The 18129-nt window shown below is 45.8% G+C and carries 14 protein-coding genes; 10 read left to right on the top strand and 4 right to left on the bottom strand.

Annotated features, from left to right (window positions below; translation table 11 throughout):
* Positions 1-136: 136 nt before the first annotated feature.
* The 4 genes from ACJJJA_RS15085 (at position 137) to ACJJJA_RS15070 (ending at position 7740) form a co-directional block, all read left to right on the top strand.
* Positions 137-3493, top strand: coding sequence for a Gfo/Idh/MocA family oxidoreductase (locus tag ACJJJA_RS15085; protein WP_444905183.1), 3357 nt, complete (start codon positions 137-139; stop codon positions 3491-3493).
* A complete protein-coding gene (locus ACJJJA_RS15080; RefSeq protein ID WP_444905182.1) occupies positions 3490-4686 on the top strand; it encodes an MFS transporter in 1197 nt (398 codons plus the stop codon). The genes ACJJJA_RS15085 and ACJJJA_RS15080 overlap by 4 nt, the downstream gene beginning before the upstream one ends.
* A 501-nt stretch (positions 4687-5187) precedes the next feature.
* Positions 5188-6762: an ATP-binding cassette domain-containing protein gene (locus tag ACJJJA_RS15075; protein ID WP_444905181.1), complete on the top strand. Its 1575-nt coding sequence runs from the start codon at positions 5188-5190 to the stop codon at positions 6760-6762.
* A gap of 279 nt (positions 6763-7041) precedes the next feature.
* Positions 7042-7740, top strand: a complete 699-nt coding sequence (locus ACJJJA_RS15070) for a Gfo/Idh/MocA family protein (RefSeq protein ID WP_444905180.1) — start codon at positions 7042-7044, stop codon at positions 7738-7740.
* Between the two features lie 173 nt (positions 7741-7913).
* Here the strand turns inward: ACJJJA_RS15070 and ahpC are convergent, their stop codons facing one another.
* On the bottom strand, positions 7914-8480 hold the full coding sequence (gene ahpC / locus ACJJJA_RS15065; RefSeq protein WP_252082162.1) for an alkyl hydroperoxide reductase subunit C: 567 nt from the start codon (positions 8478-8480) through the stop codon (positions 7914-7916).
* 246 nt (positions 8481-8726) lie between these two features.
* Here ahpC and ACJJJA_RS15060 point away from each other — a divergent pair, with 246 nt between their 5' ends.
* The 3 genes from ACJJJA_RS15060 to ACJJJA_RS15050 all read left to right on the top strand — a co-directional run bounded on the left by ACJJJA_RS15060 (position 8727) and on the right by ACJJJA_RS15050 (position 11254).
* Positions 8727-10043, top strand: coding sequence for a DUF2157 domain-containing protein (locus ACJJJA_RS15060; RefSeq protein WP_444905179.1), 1317 nt, complete (start codon positions 8727-8729; stop codon positions 10041-10043).
* Positions 10040-10561, top strand: coding sequence for a GDYXXLXY domain-containing protein (locus ACJJJA_RS15055; protein ID WP_444905178.1), 522 nt, complete (start codon positions 10040-10042; stop codon positions 10559-10561). Before ACJJJA_RS15060 ends, ACJJJA_RS15055 begins: the two co-directional genes overlap by 4 nt.
* 93 nt (positions 10562-10654) lie before the next feature.
* Positions 10655-11254 (top strand): CPBP family intramembrane glutamic endopeptidase, encoded by a 600-nt coding sequence (locus ACJJJA_RS15050; protein WP_444905177.1) that lies wholly within the window; start codon positions 10655-10657, stop codon positions 11252-11254.
* 32 nt (positions 11255-11286) lie between these two features.
* Here ACJJJA_RS15050 and ACJJJA_RS15045 read toward each other — a convergent pair whose 3' ends face one another.
* Positions 11287-11871 carry an exopolysaccharide biosynthesis protein gene (locus ACJJJA_RS15045; protein ID WP_444886578.1) on the bottom strand — a complete coding sequence of 195 codons (585 nt, stop codon included), beginning with the start codon at positions 11869-11871 and terminating at the stop codon, positions 11287-11289.
* A gap of 263 nt (positions 11872-12134) precedes the next feature.
* A complete protein-coding gene (locus ACJJJA_RS15040) occupies positions 12135-12776 on the bottom strand; it encodes an NAD-dependent epimerase/dehydratase family protein (RefSeq protein ID WP_444905176.1) in 642 nt (213 codons plus the stop codon).
* 244 nt (positions 12777-13020) lie between these two features.
* On the opposite strand from ACJJJA_RS15040, the gene ACJJJA_RS15035 reads away from it, so the two are divergent.
* The gene (locus ACJJJA_RS15035; protein WP_444886576.1) at positions 13021-14259 is read left to right on the top strand and encodes an alkylhydroperoxidase-related (seleno)protein; all 1239 of its coding nucleotides are present in this window, start codon (positions 13021-13023) and stop codon (positions 14257-14259) included.
* A 228-nt stretch (positions 14260-14487) separates the two neighbouring features.
* Here ACJJJA_RS15035 and ACJJJA_RS15030 read toward each other — a convergent pair whose 3' ends face one another.
* Positions 14488-15000: a DUF4174 domain-containing protein gene (locus tag ACJJJA_RS15030; protein WP_444886575.1), complete on the bottom strand. Its 513-nt coding sequence runs from the start codon at positions 14998-15000 to the stop codon at positions 14488-14490.
* A gap of 188 nt (positions 15001-15188) precedes the next feature.
* On the opposite strand from ACJJJA_RS15030, the gene ACJJJA_RS15025 reads away from it, so the two are divergent.
* The gene (locus tag ACJJJA_RS15025) at positions 15189-16634 is read left to right on the top strand and encodes an MFS transporter (protein WP_444886574.1); all 1446 of its coding nucleotides are present in this window, start codon (positions 15189-15191) and stop codon (positions 16632-16634) included.
* An 88-nt stretch (positions 16635-16722) separates the two neighbouring features.
* Positions 16723-18111, top strand: a complete 1389-nt coding sequence (locus tag ACJJJA_RS15020; protein WP_444905175.1) for an MFS transporter — start codon at positions 16723-16725, stop codon at positions 18109-18111.
* Positions 18112-18129: the final 18 nt, after the last annotated feature.

The following is an 18129-nucleotide window of genomic DNA, read 5'->3' as shown; positions in this document are numbered from 1 at the left end:
GATGTAGCCTTGTCGTTACAGGCTCAAGAACAGAAAAGACTTGGAGTCTAAATGGGAGGACGTTAGCAATGAGTTAAACAAGTAACTCGGATTCATGTGAGCCTGGATGGCTTCGATTTGATATGAGATTGCCCCTATGAACCAAAATGTGGTGCATGTCATCGTGATTGGTGTTGGCTTGCCAGGGGAGTCAATCGGATGGCTGCATCTTTCTCAGTTGATGAGTATGCCTAATGTCGTGGTAGATGCCATTGTTGAGCAGCACTGGTTGTCTGCTGATGTTTCGTCTTCCAAAAAAGGGATGGCATTTCATGAGGAGATGGCAAGGCTCAAAGATCAATTTGGTGACTTCAAACTCTATTCCTCTTTAGAACAATTACCTAAGGCAAATCTTTCCTACAAAAGCTTGGTGTTGATCTCGGTTAGAACTCAATCAACTAAAAAGATTTTTGATTATGTTGTATCCAAGGGGTACAGAAATATCTACTTGGAAAAACCTGGCGCCGATTCACTGGAAAAATTGCGTGACATGGAGAGACGTGCTAGTGAGGAGCACGTGAAAGTTGTTATAGGCTATCAGAAGCATATTGCCAGCTACGTAAGCGAAGCTGAGAGAATTAATGAACAATGGCAGTTAAAGTCTAGAAGTGTGGGATTTATACATCACAATCCACACCCAGAGGCTAATTTGGAAAGCATCTTCAGGCAAAATGCCGAAGGTATGTTACTTAACCAGTGTTGCCATGAGCTTGAACTTTGTGTCGCAAAGTGGAATCTAGCCCCCCACAACATTGTGGATGTAGTGGTGAATCAGGATGAGACGGCACAGAAGCAATTTGGTGATATTGAGGATTTCAAAAAGCTATCTTTTACTTTAAAAACCAATTTGGGAATCAGTTTTTCCTTTCTGGCTACCCGTTGTGAAGGTGTAGAAAACTGTATAGTGATGCGGAAAGGGCTCAGGGGTAGGCCGATTTTCATTCGACAAGCTATGCCGGATAGGCTTGATCGCGCGCTTGAACTTACAAGAAAGGAAGAGGGGGCCATATGGTATTGCTATTTATTTGAACAAGATTATCGTGATTTGAAGAGGCTTTTCATTGAATCTATCTTGGATGATGATAATGAAAAATACCATCGGCTACCGCGGTTAAATCATGCATGCAGTGTACTTGAGTTAGCCGCATTGATTGAGCCTAGTATCAAGGCCCAAGTGCGAGCAGACGAAAACCATCACTCTATTGTCCAAGTTTCAGACACTATTTGTCAGGCCCCTACAAATCAGAGAATCTGGTATCACCACGGGCTGTTTGACCTCGGCAATAGGTTTCTTATTGAGCTGTTAAGGCCCCCAAAGAACAGAATTATTTGTTGTGTTGATAACAAGATTTGGAGTTTGTATGAAAAATCTATCTTTGCGTGGGAAAAGTCTGTTGGGGTTAAATTTATTCCAATTGTTATGAAGGGCGGTGAGCAGTCAAAAAATATTGACAGTCTTTTAAAAATGATTGATGAAATATGGAAGGTCAACCCTCTTCGTTATAGGGAGCCAATTGTAGCTATCGGGGGGGGAGCGGTAACGGATACAATAGGGTTTGTCAGTGCGGTATGGCGACGAAATACGCCCTGGATACGTATCCCAACTACTCTAATGGGCATGATTGACTCATCTATCGGTATTAAGGTTAGCGTAAACCACAATATCAAGAATGGGATAGGTGCTTTTCATAGCCCTTTGCACACAATAATTGATCCAACCTTCTTAAAAACTAATCCACAGCGAGTGCTGAAAAGCGCGATTGGTGAAATGATTAAGGTTGGCGTGGTATTTAATAGAAGTGTACTCGATACATTGTCAGCACAGGGTGCATCATTATTAGAAAATAAATTTCTGGAACCTGATGGGCTCCCGGGAGAAGCATCCTATAAATTACTGATAAATTGTATCGATGCAATGCTTGACAGTATCGCGGGAGATTTAAAAGAGGAAAATTTATCTAGGCCAATGGACTTTGGACATACGCTATCTCGATGGTTGGAGCGTGATGAGGCTTTTAGGTTGATGCATGGTGAAGCTGTGGGTATTGATTGCCTATTTACTTCACTGGTTGCTGAACAGATGGGATTGATATCTAAGGCAGAGGTTGAATTACTGTTTGACATTTACGTAAATCTGGGACTTTCCGCTAGTGTGAAGGGGCTGAGTCTGGATGTATACAAAACGGCAATTAAGCAGATTTCAATCCACCGCTCAGGAGCGTTGCGCGCGCCTCTACCTGCACCTCTCGGAAGGTGCATATGGGTGAACAAAATAAAGGGTAAACATCTTGAGGGTGCCTGGAATAGCCTGCAAGAGAGGCTTTACTGCCATCCCGAACTCGTCTTAGATCCTGATACTATAGAAGATGAAGAGGGGCTGATTGAGAACGTAGAAATAGCGAGTGCTTACACCCCAGAGAAGGTCTCTCCCAAAAAGCTACGTTGGGGGTTTATTGGTTGTGGAAGGATTGCGAATGACTTTGCCTTAGTGATCAATTATCTGGAATCTGCAGAAATTCATGCAGTGGCTTCTAGGGATTTTGGGCGGGCTAAAGATTTTGCAGTTAAGTATGGAGTCTGTCGGGCATATGGAGATTACCAGGAATTAGTTTCTGATCCAGACGTCGATATTGTCTATATTGCGACTATTCCCGAGTTACATCGACAGCATGCTGAATTGGCTCTAAGGGCAGGGAAGCCGGTACTTATTGAAAAACCTATAGCGCTGACGGTCGAAGATGCCCAAAAGATTAAGGATCTTGCCAATAAAAAGCGGCTTTTTTGCATGGAAGGTATGTGGATGAGATTCTTTCCAGCTATACAACACTGCAGAAGCATAATAACTTCCGGTGGCATTGGGGATGTTTGTCAGCTACGGGCTGATTTGAGTTTTGATTTACGCATGGACGAAGGGCTTCAGTCTTCTAAATGGAAAGTTGGGGCAGGTTTGGATGCCGGCGTATATCCAATACATGCAGCGTTGATGATGCTGGGTAGGGATACATCAGATCTGCAGTTCTCTGGTGTACTTGATGATCATGGATTTAAGGAAGATGGAGCTGGACTAATTTATGCTCACTTTAACTCTGGATCTACTGCAGTTGTGTCTTGGAGTCACCTGGTGGAGGGAGCAGAAGAGTTGGAGATCTATGGAACTGAAGGCAGGATAAAAGTCTTTGCGCCAGCGCATTGTCCAACAAAGGTTTCAACAACTAAAATTTCAGGTGATAGAAGATCGAATAATGTTTCTAAGATGTATGAATTCCCGCTGCCGAGAATTAGGGGTAAATTTAATTATCCCAACTCTGAGGGGCTATACTACGAGGCTCGGGTTGTGCAGCAATGTTTGGAGAAAGATTTAATCGAGTGCCCGGAGCTTCCTCTAGCAGACTCCGTGCGGGCTATTCAGATGGTTGTAGAGTGCGATCACTATATTAAAAGAAGAGCTGCGTGAAGCGAAAGATCTATTGGTTTGGATTGTTATCCTGTTATGGGGCGCTATTTCTTCTAGGTTTTATAGAGGTTTATAAAGCGCCAATTTACCCTCAAATCCTGGATTACTTTTCTGTAACCCCTTCTAAGGGTTCTACCTTTTTCTTTTTGTCCACTTTTTCTGCCTTATTGATGACTCTATCAGGGTCTTTATGGGTAAAGAGAGTTAGAGTGATATCGGGTTTGGGGTTGTTTGTCGCTTTTATGGGGGGTGGCTCAATATTATCGGGAGCTTCTGGTTATTTTCATTCTTTTCCCACTCTTATTTTAGGCAGTTTTATTTTTGGAGTGGGTGCAGGGGGCTGTATGGTACTGATTAATGTAGCAATCCCTCTTTTTGTTCCTCAAGATCTCGCGCGCCAAGGGTATTGTGGGTTGCATAGCACCTATGGAGTTGCATCAATACTATCTCCCTTAATACCTGCATTATCCTATAAATATCATTTTGGTTGGGAGGGGGGTTTCTATTTATTTGGCGGACTTGCTGCTGTCATTTTTCTATATATTTGTGTCGGCTTATTCAGGAGAAAACGAAGGTATCAAACGGGAGGTGGGGACATTGATCCCAGTGCTTATCGAGAAAACAGTAAGCGAGATGAAGAGCCAAAAGAATGGTGGATTGCAATTGGGGGTGGATTGATTGTTTCTGCATATAATGGATCTGAACACATCCTTGCTAGTCGACTGGTGTTATTTCTTGATGCAAGGGGTGGTCCATGGGCTGTTGAGGCAGATATTTTACTTTCAATTTTTTTTGCCCTGCTATGTATTGGAAGGATATTCTTTACCTTTATCCTGCTAAGGGGTAGTGCATTTATTTGGTTGATAATTTCTTTCGCATCAACAGCTGTTGTATTTCTTCTTGGTTATTGGGTTAATCCTTTGTGGTTGCCTGTATGTGGTCTAACACTATCTTACCTTTTTCCCTATATGATGGAGTGGTTGACGCGCAGCTCAAGAAATCCACCGTTTACTGTTTCATTTTCTCTTGGAATGGGTGGCGTGTTTTTGATATTTGCCCATGCTTTAGTAGGCTGGCTGGATGAGAATTATGGTATACAAACTGCTATCTATATAGTTCCAGTATTTCTTCTGGCGGGGATTGTTTTCTGCACACTGGTAGCCTTTATTGAGAGGTTGGTAAAGTCTCGGTAAGCTCCTGATAATCCATATTACCTTTATGGCTCAGAAAGAAAGTTAACCCGTTAAAATTCTCAATGTGCAGGGTTATTTAATCCTACAAGTTGAGACTTGGAGAGCTACTAGATGGTCGGATTGGTGGCGCAGTGTTCAGTACTAAGGCTCGATGGAGAAGCATATTAAGTTACTCTAACCGCTAGGATAGTAGGTATCATCTAAGTTGATTGGTTTGCAAATAGTGCTCCTAATCGTATTGATCAAATAGTGCTTGAAATATACTGGCATATTATTTACGCTAAGCGCCTGTAATAGATGCCCACGCCTTGGGAAATACTAATCTAATATCTTGTCCGGAGTCATTTACGCCAATGAATTAAGCCCTGCGCATAACTGGAACTAAGTTCGCACTCTATCGCTGCGGACCTAATCAATCCTTTGCAGGTGGCGTATCTTCCTCAAACACCTATCTTGGCTGATAGCAGAAATACGCCGCACGGTCCTATGATCGGAGGGCATATGACAGCTATTTGTACTCTTGAAAACATCTCCCTGATATTTGGGGACACCCCGATTTTCCATAAAGTAAGCTTGGAATTACCTATTGGAATCACTGGATTAGTTGCACCTAATGGCAGTGGGAAATCCACACTACTAAGTATTCTTCACGGTCAAACTTCCGTTACTGGTGGTAAGGTATCTTGGAGAAGACGCCATCATCTGGTGAAACAGCTTAATCCCCAACTTGATTTTCGGATTGTCGATTGTCTCGCAGATGGCCATTTGTATGAAGTTTTTTTACGGGTTGAGCAAGGGCATGCATCAGAGGATGATCTGATATCTGTTGCAGACTATTGGCACCTGCCTCTTACTTGGCAACGCCAGCTAGAGGAAGCAAAAATCAATGCGCCATTGGATACGCCTATAGAACGATTGAGTGGTGGTCAGAGAGCCAAGTTAAGCCTTGCCTATGCATTTTCTCTCTCAAGTGACTACTTACTGCTAGATGAGCCTAGCAATCATCTTGATCAGAGTGGGCGGGAGTGGCTGCAGGAGAAAATCTTAAATCATGCAGGAGGGGCACTGGTCGCTAGCCATGATGTAGAGTTACTAGAAAATACTAGGCAAATAATAGAGATATATCAGCGAGGATTGAAAACCTATGGCGGCGCATATAGTGCGTATATGCAACAAAAAGAAACAGAGCAAGCAGCCCTGCTCCAAAGGGCAGAGGGTAATCGAAAAGAGTTCAACCAACTAAATAATGTCAGGCAGAAAAGTCTGCATAGTTTCGCTACTAGACAACGGCAGGGAAAAGGCAAGCGGAACTCTCAAAGTAAGAGTCTTATGGACTCACAAAAAGATCGTGCAGGGAAAGGTCTTGGAAAATTAAAGCGAAAGTTAGAGCAGCGCCAGTTACAGTTAGAGAAAAAAAGAGAGGAAATAAGTAAAATAACAGTAATTGAGTCACAGAGGCTAAGGCCGCAAAAGCTTTCCCTCTCTAAGTGTGATTCTCGCAAATCAATACAATTACATCTTGAAAATTTGCAGCTCCCATATGGTTCTCATAATAAGCCTATATCTTTAACACTCCGCAAGGGGGAACGTTGGAGGATAGCGGGTGGCAATGGTAGTGGAAAATCCACTCTGCTAAAGGTCATAGCTAGCCAGCTAAAAGCTCTAAGTGGCGTCTGTCAAACTCGTGGAAGTTTGTGTTATTTAGATCAGGACTTCAGTTTTCTCAATAAAGAGTTATCCGCCTTAGAGAATCTTTTCTATCTTCACCCCGGTAGAAAAGAATCTGAATGGCGTACCATGCTAGGTAGTTTGCGGCTAAGGGGGGATACGCCGCTGCTGCCTCTCAGGCTCCTAAGTGGAGGGGAGCAACTAAAAGTGGCACTACTTGCCGTTACGCGAGGCACCATTGCCACAGACCTCATACTACTAGACGAGCCAGATAATCATCTGGATCTGGATTCCCGCCAGCTATTAGTAGATGCCATTATGGATTTTTCTGGTGCTGTCTTATTGGTCTCACATGATCTGAGTTTTATTAATGCTATAGGTGTAGATAGTCAGCTTAATTTGGATTGAAGAATCTTTATCGTTTGGTAGGTAAGGGGGTGTTTGTAGGTTGTGTGTTACCGGTGGCAAGCTCTATAGTTGATGATGATACTAGCCTAGTACTTTGTATTTTTATCAATAATCTCTGGACATTTGCTATTGTCGAGAGGCTTTGGAGTGAGCTTTCAACATAATTCCAAATCTTGGATTGGCTAATCTTTCGGGGTGGGGAATAAAGAATGCTGACCAAGTTGTTAATCATAAGTTTGCTAGTCGATCGCCCTTTCAGTAGATGAAATTGTTAAAATTTTGGCTAGAGATAAAGATCTTTTTTGTAGTGAAGCTATGTGGATGCGCTTCTTTCCTGCAGTTGAATACTGTCGGGAAATCATTAAAAACGGTGAAATTGGAGAGATTCAACAAGTTAGGGCAGATTTTAGTTTTGATATGATGAGTGATGAAGGCTTGGAGTCACCAACCTGGAGAACAGGGGGTATCTTTGATGCTGGTGTGTATCCTGTTCATCAATCTTTAATGATTTGTGGAGAAAATATTAAAGAGACTGCGTGCGCTGGGATAATTGATGGTTATGGTTTTGGGCAAGTTGCCGCAGGTATGCTCTATGCTCGTTTTGAAGGATCTTTATCCGCAATCTCAGAATGGAGTATTTTATATGAAGGTGCGGAGGAAACCGATATTTATGGGTCGGAGGGTAGAATTAGGTTGCATTCTCCAGCGCATACTCCAACGTGTGTTTCGGTAATTAAGTATGGCGGGAGTCGCCGAAATCCAGATAATACTTTTGAAACACAGGTCTTTCGCCTGCCTAGTATTCCCGGAAAATTTATCTTTCCATGCTCTGAAGGGCTGATTTATGAGGTCGCCGCTGTACAACGGTGTCTTGCTGCAGGACGCACTGAATGCCCCCAAGCTCCTATAGATGATTCATTATTGGTTATTCAGTTATTATCCGAGTGCGATCACATTATCAAAAGTAGAGAGAATTAGATTCTTTCTGCATTTAGATTTGTGATGATCAGGTGAGTTTTTTCTGAAAAGAAATCCGTGGTAATGCTTACTCTATTGAATTTGTTCGGATCAGTTTGTCAAAATTTATAAATGACAATGCCCACCAAAGAGTGGGCAAAGCCAGTTCCAGTCCTGTGAGGGCTTGGGAAAACTTAAATCTTACCTACCAAGTCGAGAGACGGGGCCAGGGTTTCCTCGCCTTCCTTCCACTTAGCTGGGCATACCTCACCGGGGTGTTCGGCAACGTACTGGGCGGCCTTGATTTTACGAAGCAGTTCGTTGGCGTCGCGGCCGATACCACCTGCAGTGATCTCAACGATCTGAATACGGCCTTCCGGGTCGATCACAAAGGTGCCGCGGTCTGCGATACCTTCTTCCTCAATCATTACGCTGAAGTTGCGGGTGATAGTGCCGGTGGGATCACCAATCATCGGGTACTGGATCTTACCGATGGTTTCAGAGGAATCGTGCCAGGCTTTATGGGTGAAGTGGGTATCGGTGGATACGGAGTAAATCTCCACTCCCAACTTCTTGAACTCTTCATAGTTGTCGGCCAGATCGCCCAGCTCAGTGGGGCAAACAAAGGTGAAGTCGGCGGGGTAAAAGAAGAATACCGCCCACTTGCCTTTGACATCGGCATCGCTGACGTCGTGAAACTCGCCATTTTGGTAGGCTTTGGCGTTGAAGGGTTTAAGTTCGGATTCGATATAACGGGACATGGGTAACTCCTTAAGTGAATACCGCGTTGTGTCAGTAATTTCTATGGGATAGATACTATTGATGGTTTCACTTTGATAAAAATTAACAATTTAAATATGTCAGATAGCTTGTCGCTATCTTGCTGCCCTGGGGCTTGACCGGCTTGGCTGTTAGATTGTGGATGGGGACGACATCAGAGATACTCCAAAGACTTACAGCGGGCGCTGAACAGCGCAGTAATGGATATTTGGCCGCAGGACAGTGGTATGCGATTGATACGCTTATTGAAATATGACTTGGCGCGTGAAGCCGAGGATTGGGTGGATGACGGGGTGATCAGCGAGGCACAAGCAGAGTTAATTTGTGCCCGCTACCAGGTGGATTATCGCAGTGCCCGGCAGCGCTCACTAGGTTACAACGTGTTAGTGGGGCTCGCTTATCTATTTATCGCGCTTGCACTGATCACCCTGATTGGCGCCAATTGGGAAGAAATCCCCCGCGCGTTGCGTATGGGCGGTTTGATTGCGCTCACGCTGGTCACTCAGTGTGTTGCCTTGCGAGCTTATTGCACAGGGGACCGCCGTGCCGGCGAAGGGCTCTTTCTGCTGGGGAACTTCTTTTTTGGTGCCGCGATAATCCTGATCGCACAAATCTACCATCTGGGTGAGCATATGCCCGATGGAATCTTCTGGTGGGCACTGGGCTGTCTGCCATTTGCCTTGATTACCCGCAGCCCTTGGCTGGCCATTCAGGCAAATGTGCTGGCACTGCTGTGGTTCTTTTTACAGGTGAGCATGGGCTATTACCCGGCGCTCTTCCCGCTCTTTATAGCGCTATCTCTCTATGTACTTTTACGCGGGCGAGCGAGCACCATTCTTATGCTGCTGCTTGTGGTGAGCATCGGCTTCTGGATCGAATTCTCGCTATCGAAATTTTGGCGTGACGAGCAGCTGGGCGCGGGGTTGAAATTTCATTCGGAGAATCTGGCGGTGGCGGTCTCCCTGTTTATTCTGCTGTATACCTTTAGTCATTGGCTGGCGCTGAGGGCTTCGCCGGTGGCCAAGGACTACGCTGCGGTGATCTCGGTGTGGTGTCTGCGTTTTGCCCTGGTCAGCTTGTTGGTATTCAGCTTCGCACAGCCTTGGGAGGCGTTGCTTGAGGCCGATTGGCAACACCGGTTGTCTATGTGGCTGGTGGTGGCCGCGATGGCCACTGTTACTCTGCTGTTGGCACTGCCAGCCAGGCGCTTGATATCGAGTGGTTTGCTCAATGTGTTCTTTATTGGTGCCCTCATCACTGTCAGCAGCAGTGGCAACCAAGACTTGGCGATGTATTTGCAAGTGGCTACCAATTTCGCCCTTATTGGCTGTGGTAGCTGGTTAATTTACCGGGGTATTCACGATGGTATTTCCCATTATTTCTTCCTTGGGGTGATGTCGATACTGATCACTGCATTGCTGCGTTATATCGATCTGATCGGTGATTACCTGGGGGCTGCGCTGATCTTTATATTGTTTGCGGGCCTGTTATTGGGCGCAGCCAAGTACTGGAAGTACCACCAGGGCAGGGAGGGAGCACAATGAAAAAGGGAATGACTTTTGCCTTGGGTATGGCGATAGCCGCACAGTTTTTGATTCTGGTAGGCATGTATGTAAAGGCACAGGTGCCTCTTTGGACTGGAGAGCCAATCCGGGTAAAAACGATACCGGTAGACCCCCGCTCCTTGTTTCGCGGCAACTATGCGCGCTTGAATTACGACTTTTCCCGTATTGCCAAGTCAGCCTTAACGGAAGAGCGTCGCATACGAGAGGGGGAGGTGGTGTATGTCTCCTTGAAAAAATCCCCCTCAGGGCTTTATGAATTTTCTGCGGCGAGCCTGGAAAAACCGATCGAGGGGATATTTATTAAGGGGCGGATTGCCGGTGCTAATCCCTGGAGTGCAGAGCAATTTTACCGCATCAAGTACGGTATAGAGGCCTACTTTGCCCCCAAAGAAAAGGCCCTGCAGTTGGAGCGGGAATTACGCGATGGTGGGATTGCCGAGCTTATGGTGGCGCCCAGTGGCCAGGTGAGCCTCAAGAGTGTAATAGGGGGCGGCTGAGTCACTCACTTTATGCTCTGGATTTGCAACGCGAGGCTGTATTGGGTCAAGAGTCGAGGGAAAAAACAGCTCTAATGAATGGAGTCAGAATCTATGTCACAGGGAAGAAAGCGCCGGATAAATATCTTCAGCACCATGATGTGGGTGCAGGGGGCTTGCCTGTTGTTGGCAGTGATCGGACTTTGGCTTTCCGATGTGACGCTATCACCAGCAAGAGGCGACCCGTGGAGTTCTGTTGCCTGGGGAGTCTTGGGCGCACTGTTAAGCTTTGCTGTGGTTGTGGCATTGACCCGCGCCCATCATCGCGTGGGGCGTACTCTGCGTTGGTACTGTGCCCAGCTGGCGCCAATTTTCTGCAAAATGCCGTTGGCCCAGGTGGTACTGTTGTCTCTTGCCGCAGGTGTTTGTGAGGAGTTGTTATTTCGTGGCTTTCTGCAAACCTGGCTGTCGCAACTGAGCTCCCCGCTGCTGGGGTTACTCGGAGCTTCTTTCGTTTTTGCCCTTCTTCACTGGGCTTCGCTGATCTATGTGCTGCTAATTTTCGCATTTGGCTTAATCCTTGGTTTTGTCTACCAAGCCAGCGGCAGCCTATTGGGGGTGGTTGTCTGGCATGCCCTCTACGATTTTTTTGCCCTGGCCACACTTGCCTATTACCCGAAAGTATTGGGTGCGGATCGGTGGCTGGCCAAGTAACAGGCGCATTTCAGTGGTTGGATGTGTCAGCCTTACAGCAGGGTATGCGCTAGTAGTAGGGTTAGTAGGGCGGTCATGGTAAAGCCGATCAGCGCTAGCAAGCCATCGTGAGCCACCAAGGCCAGCCCAAAAATAGTGAGGGCGAAGCCCGCTGTAGTGGCCGAAAAGGGCACCAGCTCCATCAGCGGCATCGTCAGGGCGATAAGCGAGCAAGTAGTGGCAATAGCATAGGTGCCACTGCGCTTTACCAGAAAATGCAGGCGTGGCTGCATCCAGCGATCGGCAAACTCTGCCGGTCGCCTCAACCAGTGCAATGCTCGGGTGAGCTTCTTCTTGGAAATCGAACGGTTTAATAGCCACTGGGGCAGCCATACATGTTTGCGCCCCAGTAACAACTGAATGGCCACTAGTAGGAGTAATGCTGCCATGGAGGTAGATATGCCGGGTACGCCGCTTAGGGGGGAAAATAGAATCAATCCCACCACCAGCAGAAAGGGCGCATAAGAACCGAGCCCTACAGCATCTATTACCAACTCTAGGGAGACCCGTTCAGTATGCTGGCAGCTGGCTTCTATGTGTTCCAGCAGCTGGCATAGGCCGGTAAATTCCTGGGGCATAGGCTTAGGCTTCAATGCCCATTACTGATTGATCGGACAAGAACGGTGAGTCGGGATCTTCCATCTGGGATCTTCCATCTGGGATCTTCCATACTGGCGCTTATGCCGGTGATAGGCTACGTAGATAAGCAGCAGGGAGGGGGCTAAAGACAGGAGCAGTCTAGATAAATAGTGCACAAACAACAGCATGGCGTTCACCGCAAAGGGAATCCTATAGAGATAGTCTGTGCCGCCAAAGCCGCAAGCGCCAGCCCAAAAGGGCGCTAGTTGGAAAACAATTCATCCAGAGTGAAGGTTTCTTGGCCTTTGCCCTCTTTAAGACTCTCTCTCACCATCTTTGCCGCTACCTGAGCCCCCTCAATTGGGCGATAACGCTGTAGTCCGGGGAGTCGGCAGATCCAGGGTAATAATATGGCGCCAATTTTCTCTGCTGGACGGGAATCGCCCCGCTCACCTAAAAGTAGGGAAGGGCGAAAGATACTGGTTCGTACAAAGGGCAAAGATAAAACCTTCTGTTCAAGTTCCCCCTTCATTTGCAAGTAGGCATTGCCACTTTTGGCATTGGCACCGCTAGAGGATACCAGCAGGTAATGCGACACTCCATTATCCGCAGCGAGCTTTGCCGCCTGGTATTGATACTCCACATCCACCTTATGTTGTTGCTCCAGGCTGCCGGCTTGTTTTTTGGTAGTGCCAAGGCAGGAAAAAAGCAAGTCACCATGGAATAAGTCTGCATAGTCCGTCAGATGTTCAAAGTCCACAATTTCATTGCGTACCTTGGGGTGGCGAATAGGGACATTTCGGCGGGTAAGAGTGATTATCTCATCGATAGCGGATTCCTTTGCCAACAGTTCAACCAGTTCACTGCCAATCAGTCCCGTTGCACCGATAATAATTGCCTTCATTATAAAAATTTCCGATTCATACATTTGCCAATTAGCTGATGATCCACTATTTAGGGGTGGGGTTGTCAAGTGTATTGGTCCCTTTCCCCGCTGTAAATTTTCCGACTATTTTTTTAAATAAATGGGCGATTTATTTAAAAAATTAATTCTAAAAATAAATGTAGAAATGTTTGCTTATTACATATTAATCTCCTTCGTAATTGTTGGTGAAGGTATCAACCCTTTTAGGGAGTCGGATTGAACAATGCTATTTGATTACTCGAAACAGAAGTTGCCTATTCGTGAAGGTCTACGTGAGGCAAATTTAAAAGCCTGGCAGTTTATTGGGGAGACCGGCAATTGGTGGTCTGCCCTGCAGCACCTTGCCATTGCCAGAGAGGTGCGTGCAGCACATGAATGTGCATTTTGCCGAGAGCGGAAGGAAGCGCTTTCACCTTATCAGGTGGAGGGGCGGCATGAATCTAATTCGGAACTTTCTGAAGTTATTGTCGATACTGTTCACCGTATAGTGACAGACTCCTCCCGCTTAAGTGAAGAGTGGTTTAAAAGACTAGTACCCTCAGAAATCTCTAAGGGACAGTATGTGGAGTTGGTCGCTGTAGTTGTATTTGTCATGAATGTGGATACCTTCCATCGGGCACTGGGTTTACCTTTGGAGGCATTGCCAGAAATTCAAACTTTAGTGAATGAATCGCCATCGCAATATATTCCCGAAGGCCTGGAAGAGGGTGCAGCCTGGGTGCCAATGATCGGCAAGGGCCAGTGTGCCGAGGAGGAGCAAGATTTATATAGGGATGTCCCGAAGCCCACTAATGTGCTTAGAGCTCTGAGTTTGGTACCAGAGGCGGTGCGTTGTCAGCGCTATATGGAGAATCGTTATTACTTTTTACCCTCTGAAGTCATGCAGGTAGGTGAGAGTCACGATCGTGCGCTATCTCGTATAGAAATTGAGTTAGTCGCTACCAGGGTGTCGATGAATAACGAGTGTTTCTATTGTTCGGCATCTCACGCAATGTTGCTGCAAGTAAGCGGAGAGGTGCAGGGTAAGCAGCAAGATATCACCAACTTGCTCACTTCGGAAAGAGCGGGAGCTAGTGAAAATAATAGACCTGGTAATGGGGGAATATCCGGGGAGCATGCGGAGCTTATTGGTTTTGTGGACGCTGCTATGGGGGATGATAATCAGCAACTTGTCCTCGCCAGGGAGAAGTTATCCAGGGAGCATGGTGATTCTGCACTGGTGGATACGGCCGCGCTAATTGGCAGTTTCCAGCGTATGAATCGTATTGCCAGCGCCACAGGAATAGAGCTGGATAGAGAAGTAGATCTGTTAAGTCAGCAGGCACAAAGTCAACTGGCGCTGGATACATATGCCCAGGCAAGTGAGACGACGGCCGGGGGTAAGGCGTTGGGGTGGCTGTTTGCCAAGGTTCGTCCGATTTTGTTTAAAATGGTGGGGAAAAGAGCCAGGGATAGGGCTTAAGTAGCAAGCTACTCACCCTTTGGAATAGTGAGCCAGATTCAATTGATAAAATGCTTATGGTGGGCTAACAAGCCCATATGCCAATGAGGATGAGTCGCCAACCGTTATAATCGTTATCGGTATAGTGTGGATCTTGATAGACCCGCTTCAATAGTGGGTTCAACGGTCCTCTCAAGGTTTGGTGCAGTAAATATAAAGCAAGGTGCACCACGGAGAAATTGAGTGTAATCATTCCTGGCAAAACCTTCTGGTCAATCTTGGTGCAAAATTTAATGAGCCAACAGATATAGTACATTTACCCAAAAGTACTTCACTGGGCTGATGGCTGCCCTGCATCTCCTGCTTGCGCATAGGCATACGGTCTATGCGCTGAAAAATTTCTACAGGGGAAAAGGTAACTGTACGATATTTTTCTCTGCCATCCTTGCCAATTAGCACAACTTGTTCACTATTTCCCTTAAAATATTCATCGCGAATATTTTTACCAAAATCCCCAGTAATTTTTCCTGCATAATTCGTTTCAATTTTGTCACCTGAAAATAAAAACCAAAGAAGTTGCCTCTCAGCAAATTGTGGCCCCAGCTTGAGCAGTGACTCTAGGGTTTCAGGGGGCTTTGGTGGGTTTGCTAGCAGTAAAATACGATTTTTCCATTGAAAATCTTTGAGGTTACTTATAGCTGTTTCTTCAGCGGCAAGCTGTAAGGATTGAATAAGTAATAGCAAGAAAAATAGTATACGCATTATCACAACTCTGCTATTTAGATTGCTAAATACATTGGAGTTTAGCTGAGTGAACTCAACTAAGCTTAAGTAGTACCCTTTGTGGCACTCCCAAAGAAACGGTTTTGGGTGACCCTTTCAAGCTTACCGGTTTTTGTAATCAGGTTTTAGGATAAAAAAATCGAATCTGAGATAGATTAGCGTATTGCATGGTGTGGTTGAACTCCCCTGGCCTAACAATCAAACTGGAGTTTCTGAAGCTGGTACCATTTATGGCGCATATGCAGGAGCCTACCCAGCAGTCAAACCGTTTAGGCCTATTAGCCATTTATGTTGCCCTATTTATCATTGCGATTGATATCAGTGCATTCTCCCCGGCGATTCCCGCAATAGAAAGGGAGATGAATATGAATATTACTACCTCACAGTGGGTAATTAATGGCTATGGGCTGGTTTTTGGGGTAATGGTTGTTACCGGTGGCCGTATTGCCGACATTATTGGGCGGCGCCGTACCTTCATCATTGGTGCGTGTATATTCCTTATCTTTTCCCTACTCGGAGGGCTAGCTGTAAATGTTCCAATGCTGTTGGCCGCCAGGGCTGCAATGGGTATTGGGGCCGCCTTAATGTGGCCATCAATTCTGGGGATGGCATACAACCTTATGCCAGAAGAACGCGCTGGGGAAACCGGCGGATTAATTATGGCCATCTGCGGTCTTGCCAATACTTTGGGGCCAGTAGTAGGGGGAGTGTTGGCAGATCTACTGAGTTGGCGCTGGCTATTCTTTTTCAACTTGCCCATCGCTACTGCGGCGGTCTATATGTGCTGGAAATATATCCCGATAGATACACCTTATGACCCAAACGAAAAAATTGACTATTTGGGGGTTTTGACCCTTACGGGTTCTTTGTTAAGTTTTCTCTTGGCCTTAAATTTCGCTTCTGAAAATGGCTTTATGAATCCCTTGGTAGTGGGGTTATTAACCTCCTTTTTTCTGTTTACGATTGCTTTTGTACTGATTGAAACAAAAGAGCGAGATTTCGCCCTGATACCTCAGGATATCATTAAGAATAAGCGATTCTTTGCAGCAGGAGCTGTTACCCTTTTTACCTCCGTAACTTTTTTTTCCGTGATCCTGTATTTGCCACAATACTTAACCAATGTGCGGGGTTTCTCTACTATTCAGTCCGGCTTGTCCCTGGTGCCCATGATGGTCGCTTTTGGCATAATGTCCTTTATTGCAGGTAAATTATATTTGCGTACCGGAGGGAAAATATTGGTATGTGTTGGAATTTTGGGCATGAGCCTGGGGATGTTTTACTTGTCCAGGTTGGGAGAAGGGTATAACTACATCTTAGGGCTGATTATATTAGGCGCTGGCCTGGGGCTCTTTAACCCCTCGACAACCACAATGGTTATTGCGGTTGTAAATCCCAACCGCGCTAGTTTAGCCAGTGCCATTATCTATATGCTCAAAATTACCGGTGGAGCGGTAGGGCTTGGTGTAAATGCGGCAATATTGGGTTTCTCTCCAGATATCACATCGGGTATTAGCTTGGCATTTGAGGTTAACGCCTGCTTTGCTTTTGTGGGCTTTGTTGTTGCGTTCATGTTTATGAGCGCTCCTAGAATTCCAGAGCGGGAAGGCGGGTAATCACTGAAGTGCAAGACCATGTGATGAAAGTGAAGGAAGCTGCGAATCTATCCGATTGGCTTGCAGAATTGCTGAGGGATTTACAGTGGTGAGTCAGCTACAGATTTCCAGAGGGCAGGTTTATGGCTTATTTGCTGCCGCTCTGGCCTTATTTATGGTCGCGATTGATATGAGCGCCTTCTCCCCTGCATTGCCAGCTATACAGCGTGAGTTTGGATTTGATATCACCACTTCGCAATGGGTGATTAATGGTTATGTACTTGTCTTTGGTATTTTGGTGGTCACTGGCGGTCGCATAGCGGATATCTATGGCAGAAAACGTGCTTTTATGGTGGGAACGGCTATTTTTGCTCTCTGCTCATTATTTGGTGGCCTCGCTATTGATATGGCCATGTTGCTGGTAGTCCGCTGTCTGATGGGGATAGGTGCAGCGTTAATGTGGCCCTCTGTTATAGGTATGACCTATAGCCTGGTTCCCAAAGAGTATGCTGGGCAGGTTGGTGGGGGCTTGATGGCAGTATTGGGGGTGGCAAATATTGTTGGGCCTGTGGCTGGAGGGGTGTTGGCTGAATATTTAAGTTGGAGGTGGATTTTTTTTATAAATATTCCTCTTGCGATTACCATAATTTGTTTTTGCTGGAAGTCAGTTCCTGATGATGTTCCCAAAATTTCACGGGAGAAGATAGATTACCTGGGAGTTTTGACGTTGAGTATTTCTCTGTTCAGTCTTTTGATTTCTTTGAATTTGGCTGCCGAAATTGGTTTCAGAGATCCATTGGTGATCTATCTGATAATGCTATTCTTAGTGTTCATCTGCTTGTTTATTATTGTGGAAAAGCGCAATCAAGAGGTTGCATTAATTCCTGCTGATATTGTCTCTAATAAAACATTTTCTCTGGTAAGTTTGGTTACTCTTTTATCGGCAGTGATGTTTTTTGCCGTTATTTTGTTTTTGCCTCAGTTTTTAATTGAATATCTGGGGTTTACTGCAGTTCAGTCTGGTATAGGAATGATCCCCATTATGGCAACCTTTGCCCTGACCTCCTATCTATCGGGTGTTCTGCATAAACAGCTGGGGGCTAAATTGTTGATATGTGGGGGGCTTGTCTGCAAAGGCGCTGGAATATTTTCACTATCTTATCTGAACAAAGAAACAGAATATCTTGAACTTATACCCGGATTGATTATTTTGGGGATTGGCATTGGCTTGTTCAATCCGGCGGTGACTACCGCTGCGATATCAGTTGTAGATTCTGCGCGCTCAAGCTTGGCGAGTGCGATTCTTTATATGTTCAAGATTGCAGGAGGTGCCTTGGGCTTGGGAATCAATGCGGCTATTGTAGGTTTTGCGCCAGATGTGGTGAGTGGTATTGGTTGGGCCTATACGGTAAATGCTTATTTTGCTCTTAGTGCGTTTGTGATTGCTGTTTTCTTTCTTCCCGGGCAGTTACCAAAAGCCTTCTCGAGACGGCAGTAATAATGAAATTTAATCGTT

The sequence above is a fragment of the Microbulbifer mixtoriginis (SeqCode) genome, from assembly GCF_052466865.1.
The sequence above is the reverse complement of the archived record's forward strand: the minus strand, read 5'-3'. Positions and strand labels throughout refer to the sequence as shown.

Excerpts from the sequence above, each read along its gene's own strand:
- ACJJJA_RS15030 (WP_444886575.1), bottom strand. The coding sequence starts at position 15,000 with ATGCGTATACTATTTTTCTTGCTATTACTTATTCAATCCTTACAGCTT.
- ACJJJA_RS15035 (WP_444886576.1), top strand. The coding sequence starts at position 13,021 with ATGCTATTTGATTACTCGAAACAGAAGTTGCCTATTCGTGAAGGTCTA.
- ahpC (WP_252082162.1), bottom strand. The coding sequence starts at position 8,480 with ATGTCCCGTTATATCGAATCCGAACTTAAACCCTTCAACGCCAAAGCC.
- ACJJJA_RS15075 (WP_444905181.1), top strand. The coding sequence starts at position 5,188 with ATGACAGCTATTTGTACTCTTGAAAACATCTCCCTGATATTTGGGGAC.
- ACJJJA_RS15040 (WP_444905176.1), bottom strand. The coding sequence starts at position 12,776 with ATGAAGGCAATTATTATCGGTGCAACGGGACTGATTGGCAGTGAACTG.
- ACJJJA_RS15045 (WP_444886578.1), bottom strand. The coding sequence starts at position 11,871 with ATGCCCCAGGAATTTACCGGCCTATGCCAGCTGCTGGAACACATAGAA.
- ACJJJA_RS15025 (WP_444886574.1), top strand. The coding sequence starts at position 15,189 with ATGGTGTGGTTGAACTCCCCTGGCCTAACAATCAAACTGGAGTTTCTG.
- ACJJJA_RS15085 (WP_444905183.1), top strand. The coding sequence starts at position 137 with ATGAACCAAAATGTGGTGCATGTCATCGTGATTGGTGTTGGCTTGCCA.
- ACJJJA_RS15060 (WP_444905179.1), top strand. The coding sequence starts at position 8,727 with ATGCGATTGATACGCTTATTGAAATATGACTTGGCGCGTGAAGCCGAG.
- ACJJJA_RS15055 (WP_444905178.1), top strand. The coding sequence starts at position 10,040 with ATGAAAAAGGGAATGACTTTTGCCTTGGGTATGGCGATAGCCGCACAG.
- ACJJJA_RS15050 (WP_444905177.1), top strand. The coding sequence starts at position 10,655 with ATGTCACAGGGAAGAAAGCGCCGGATAAATATCTTCAGCACCATGATG.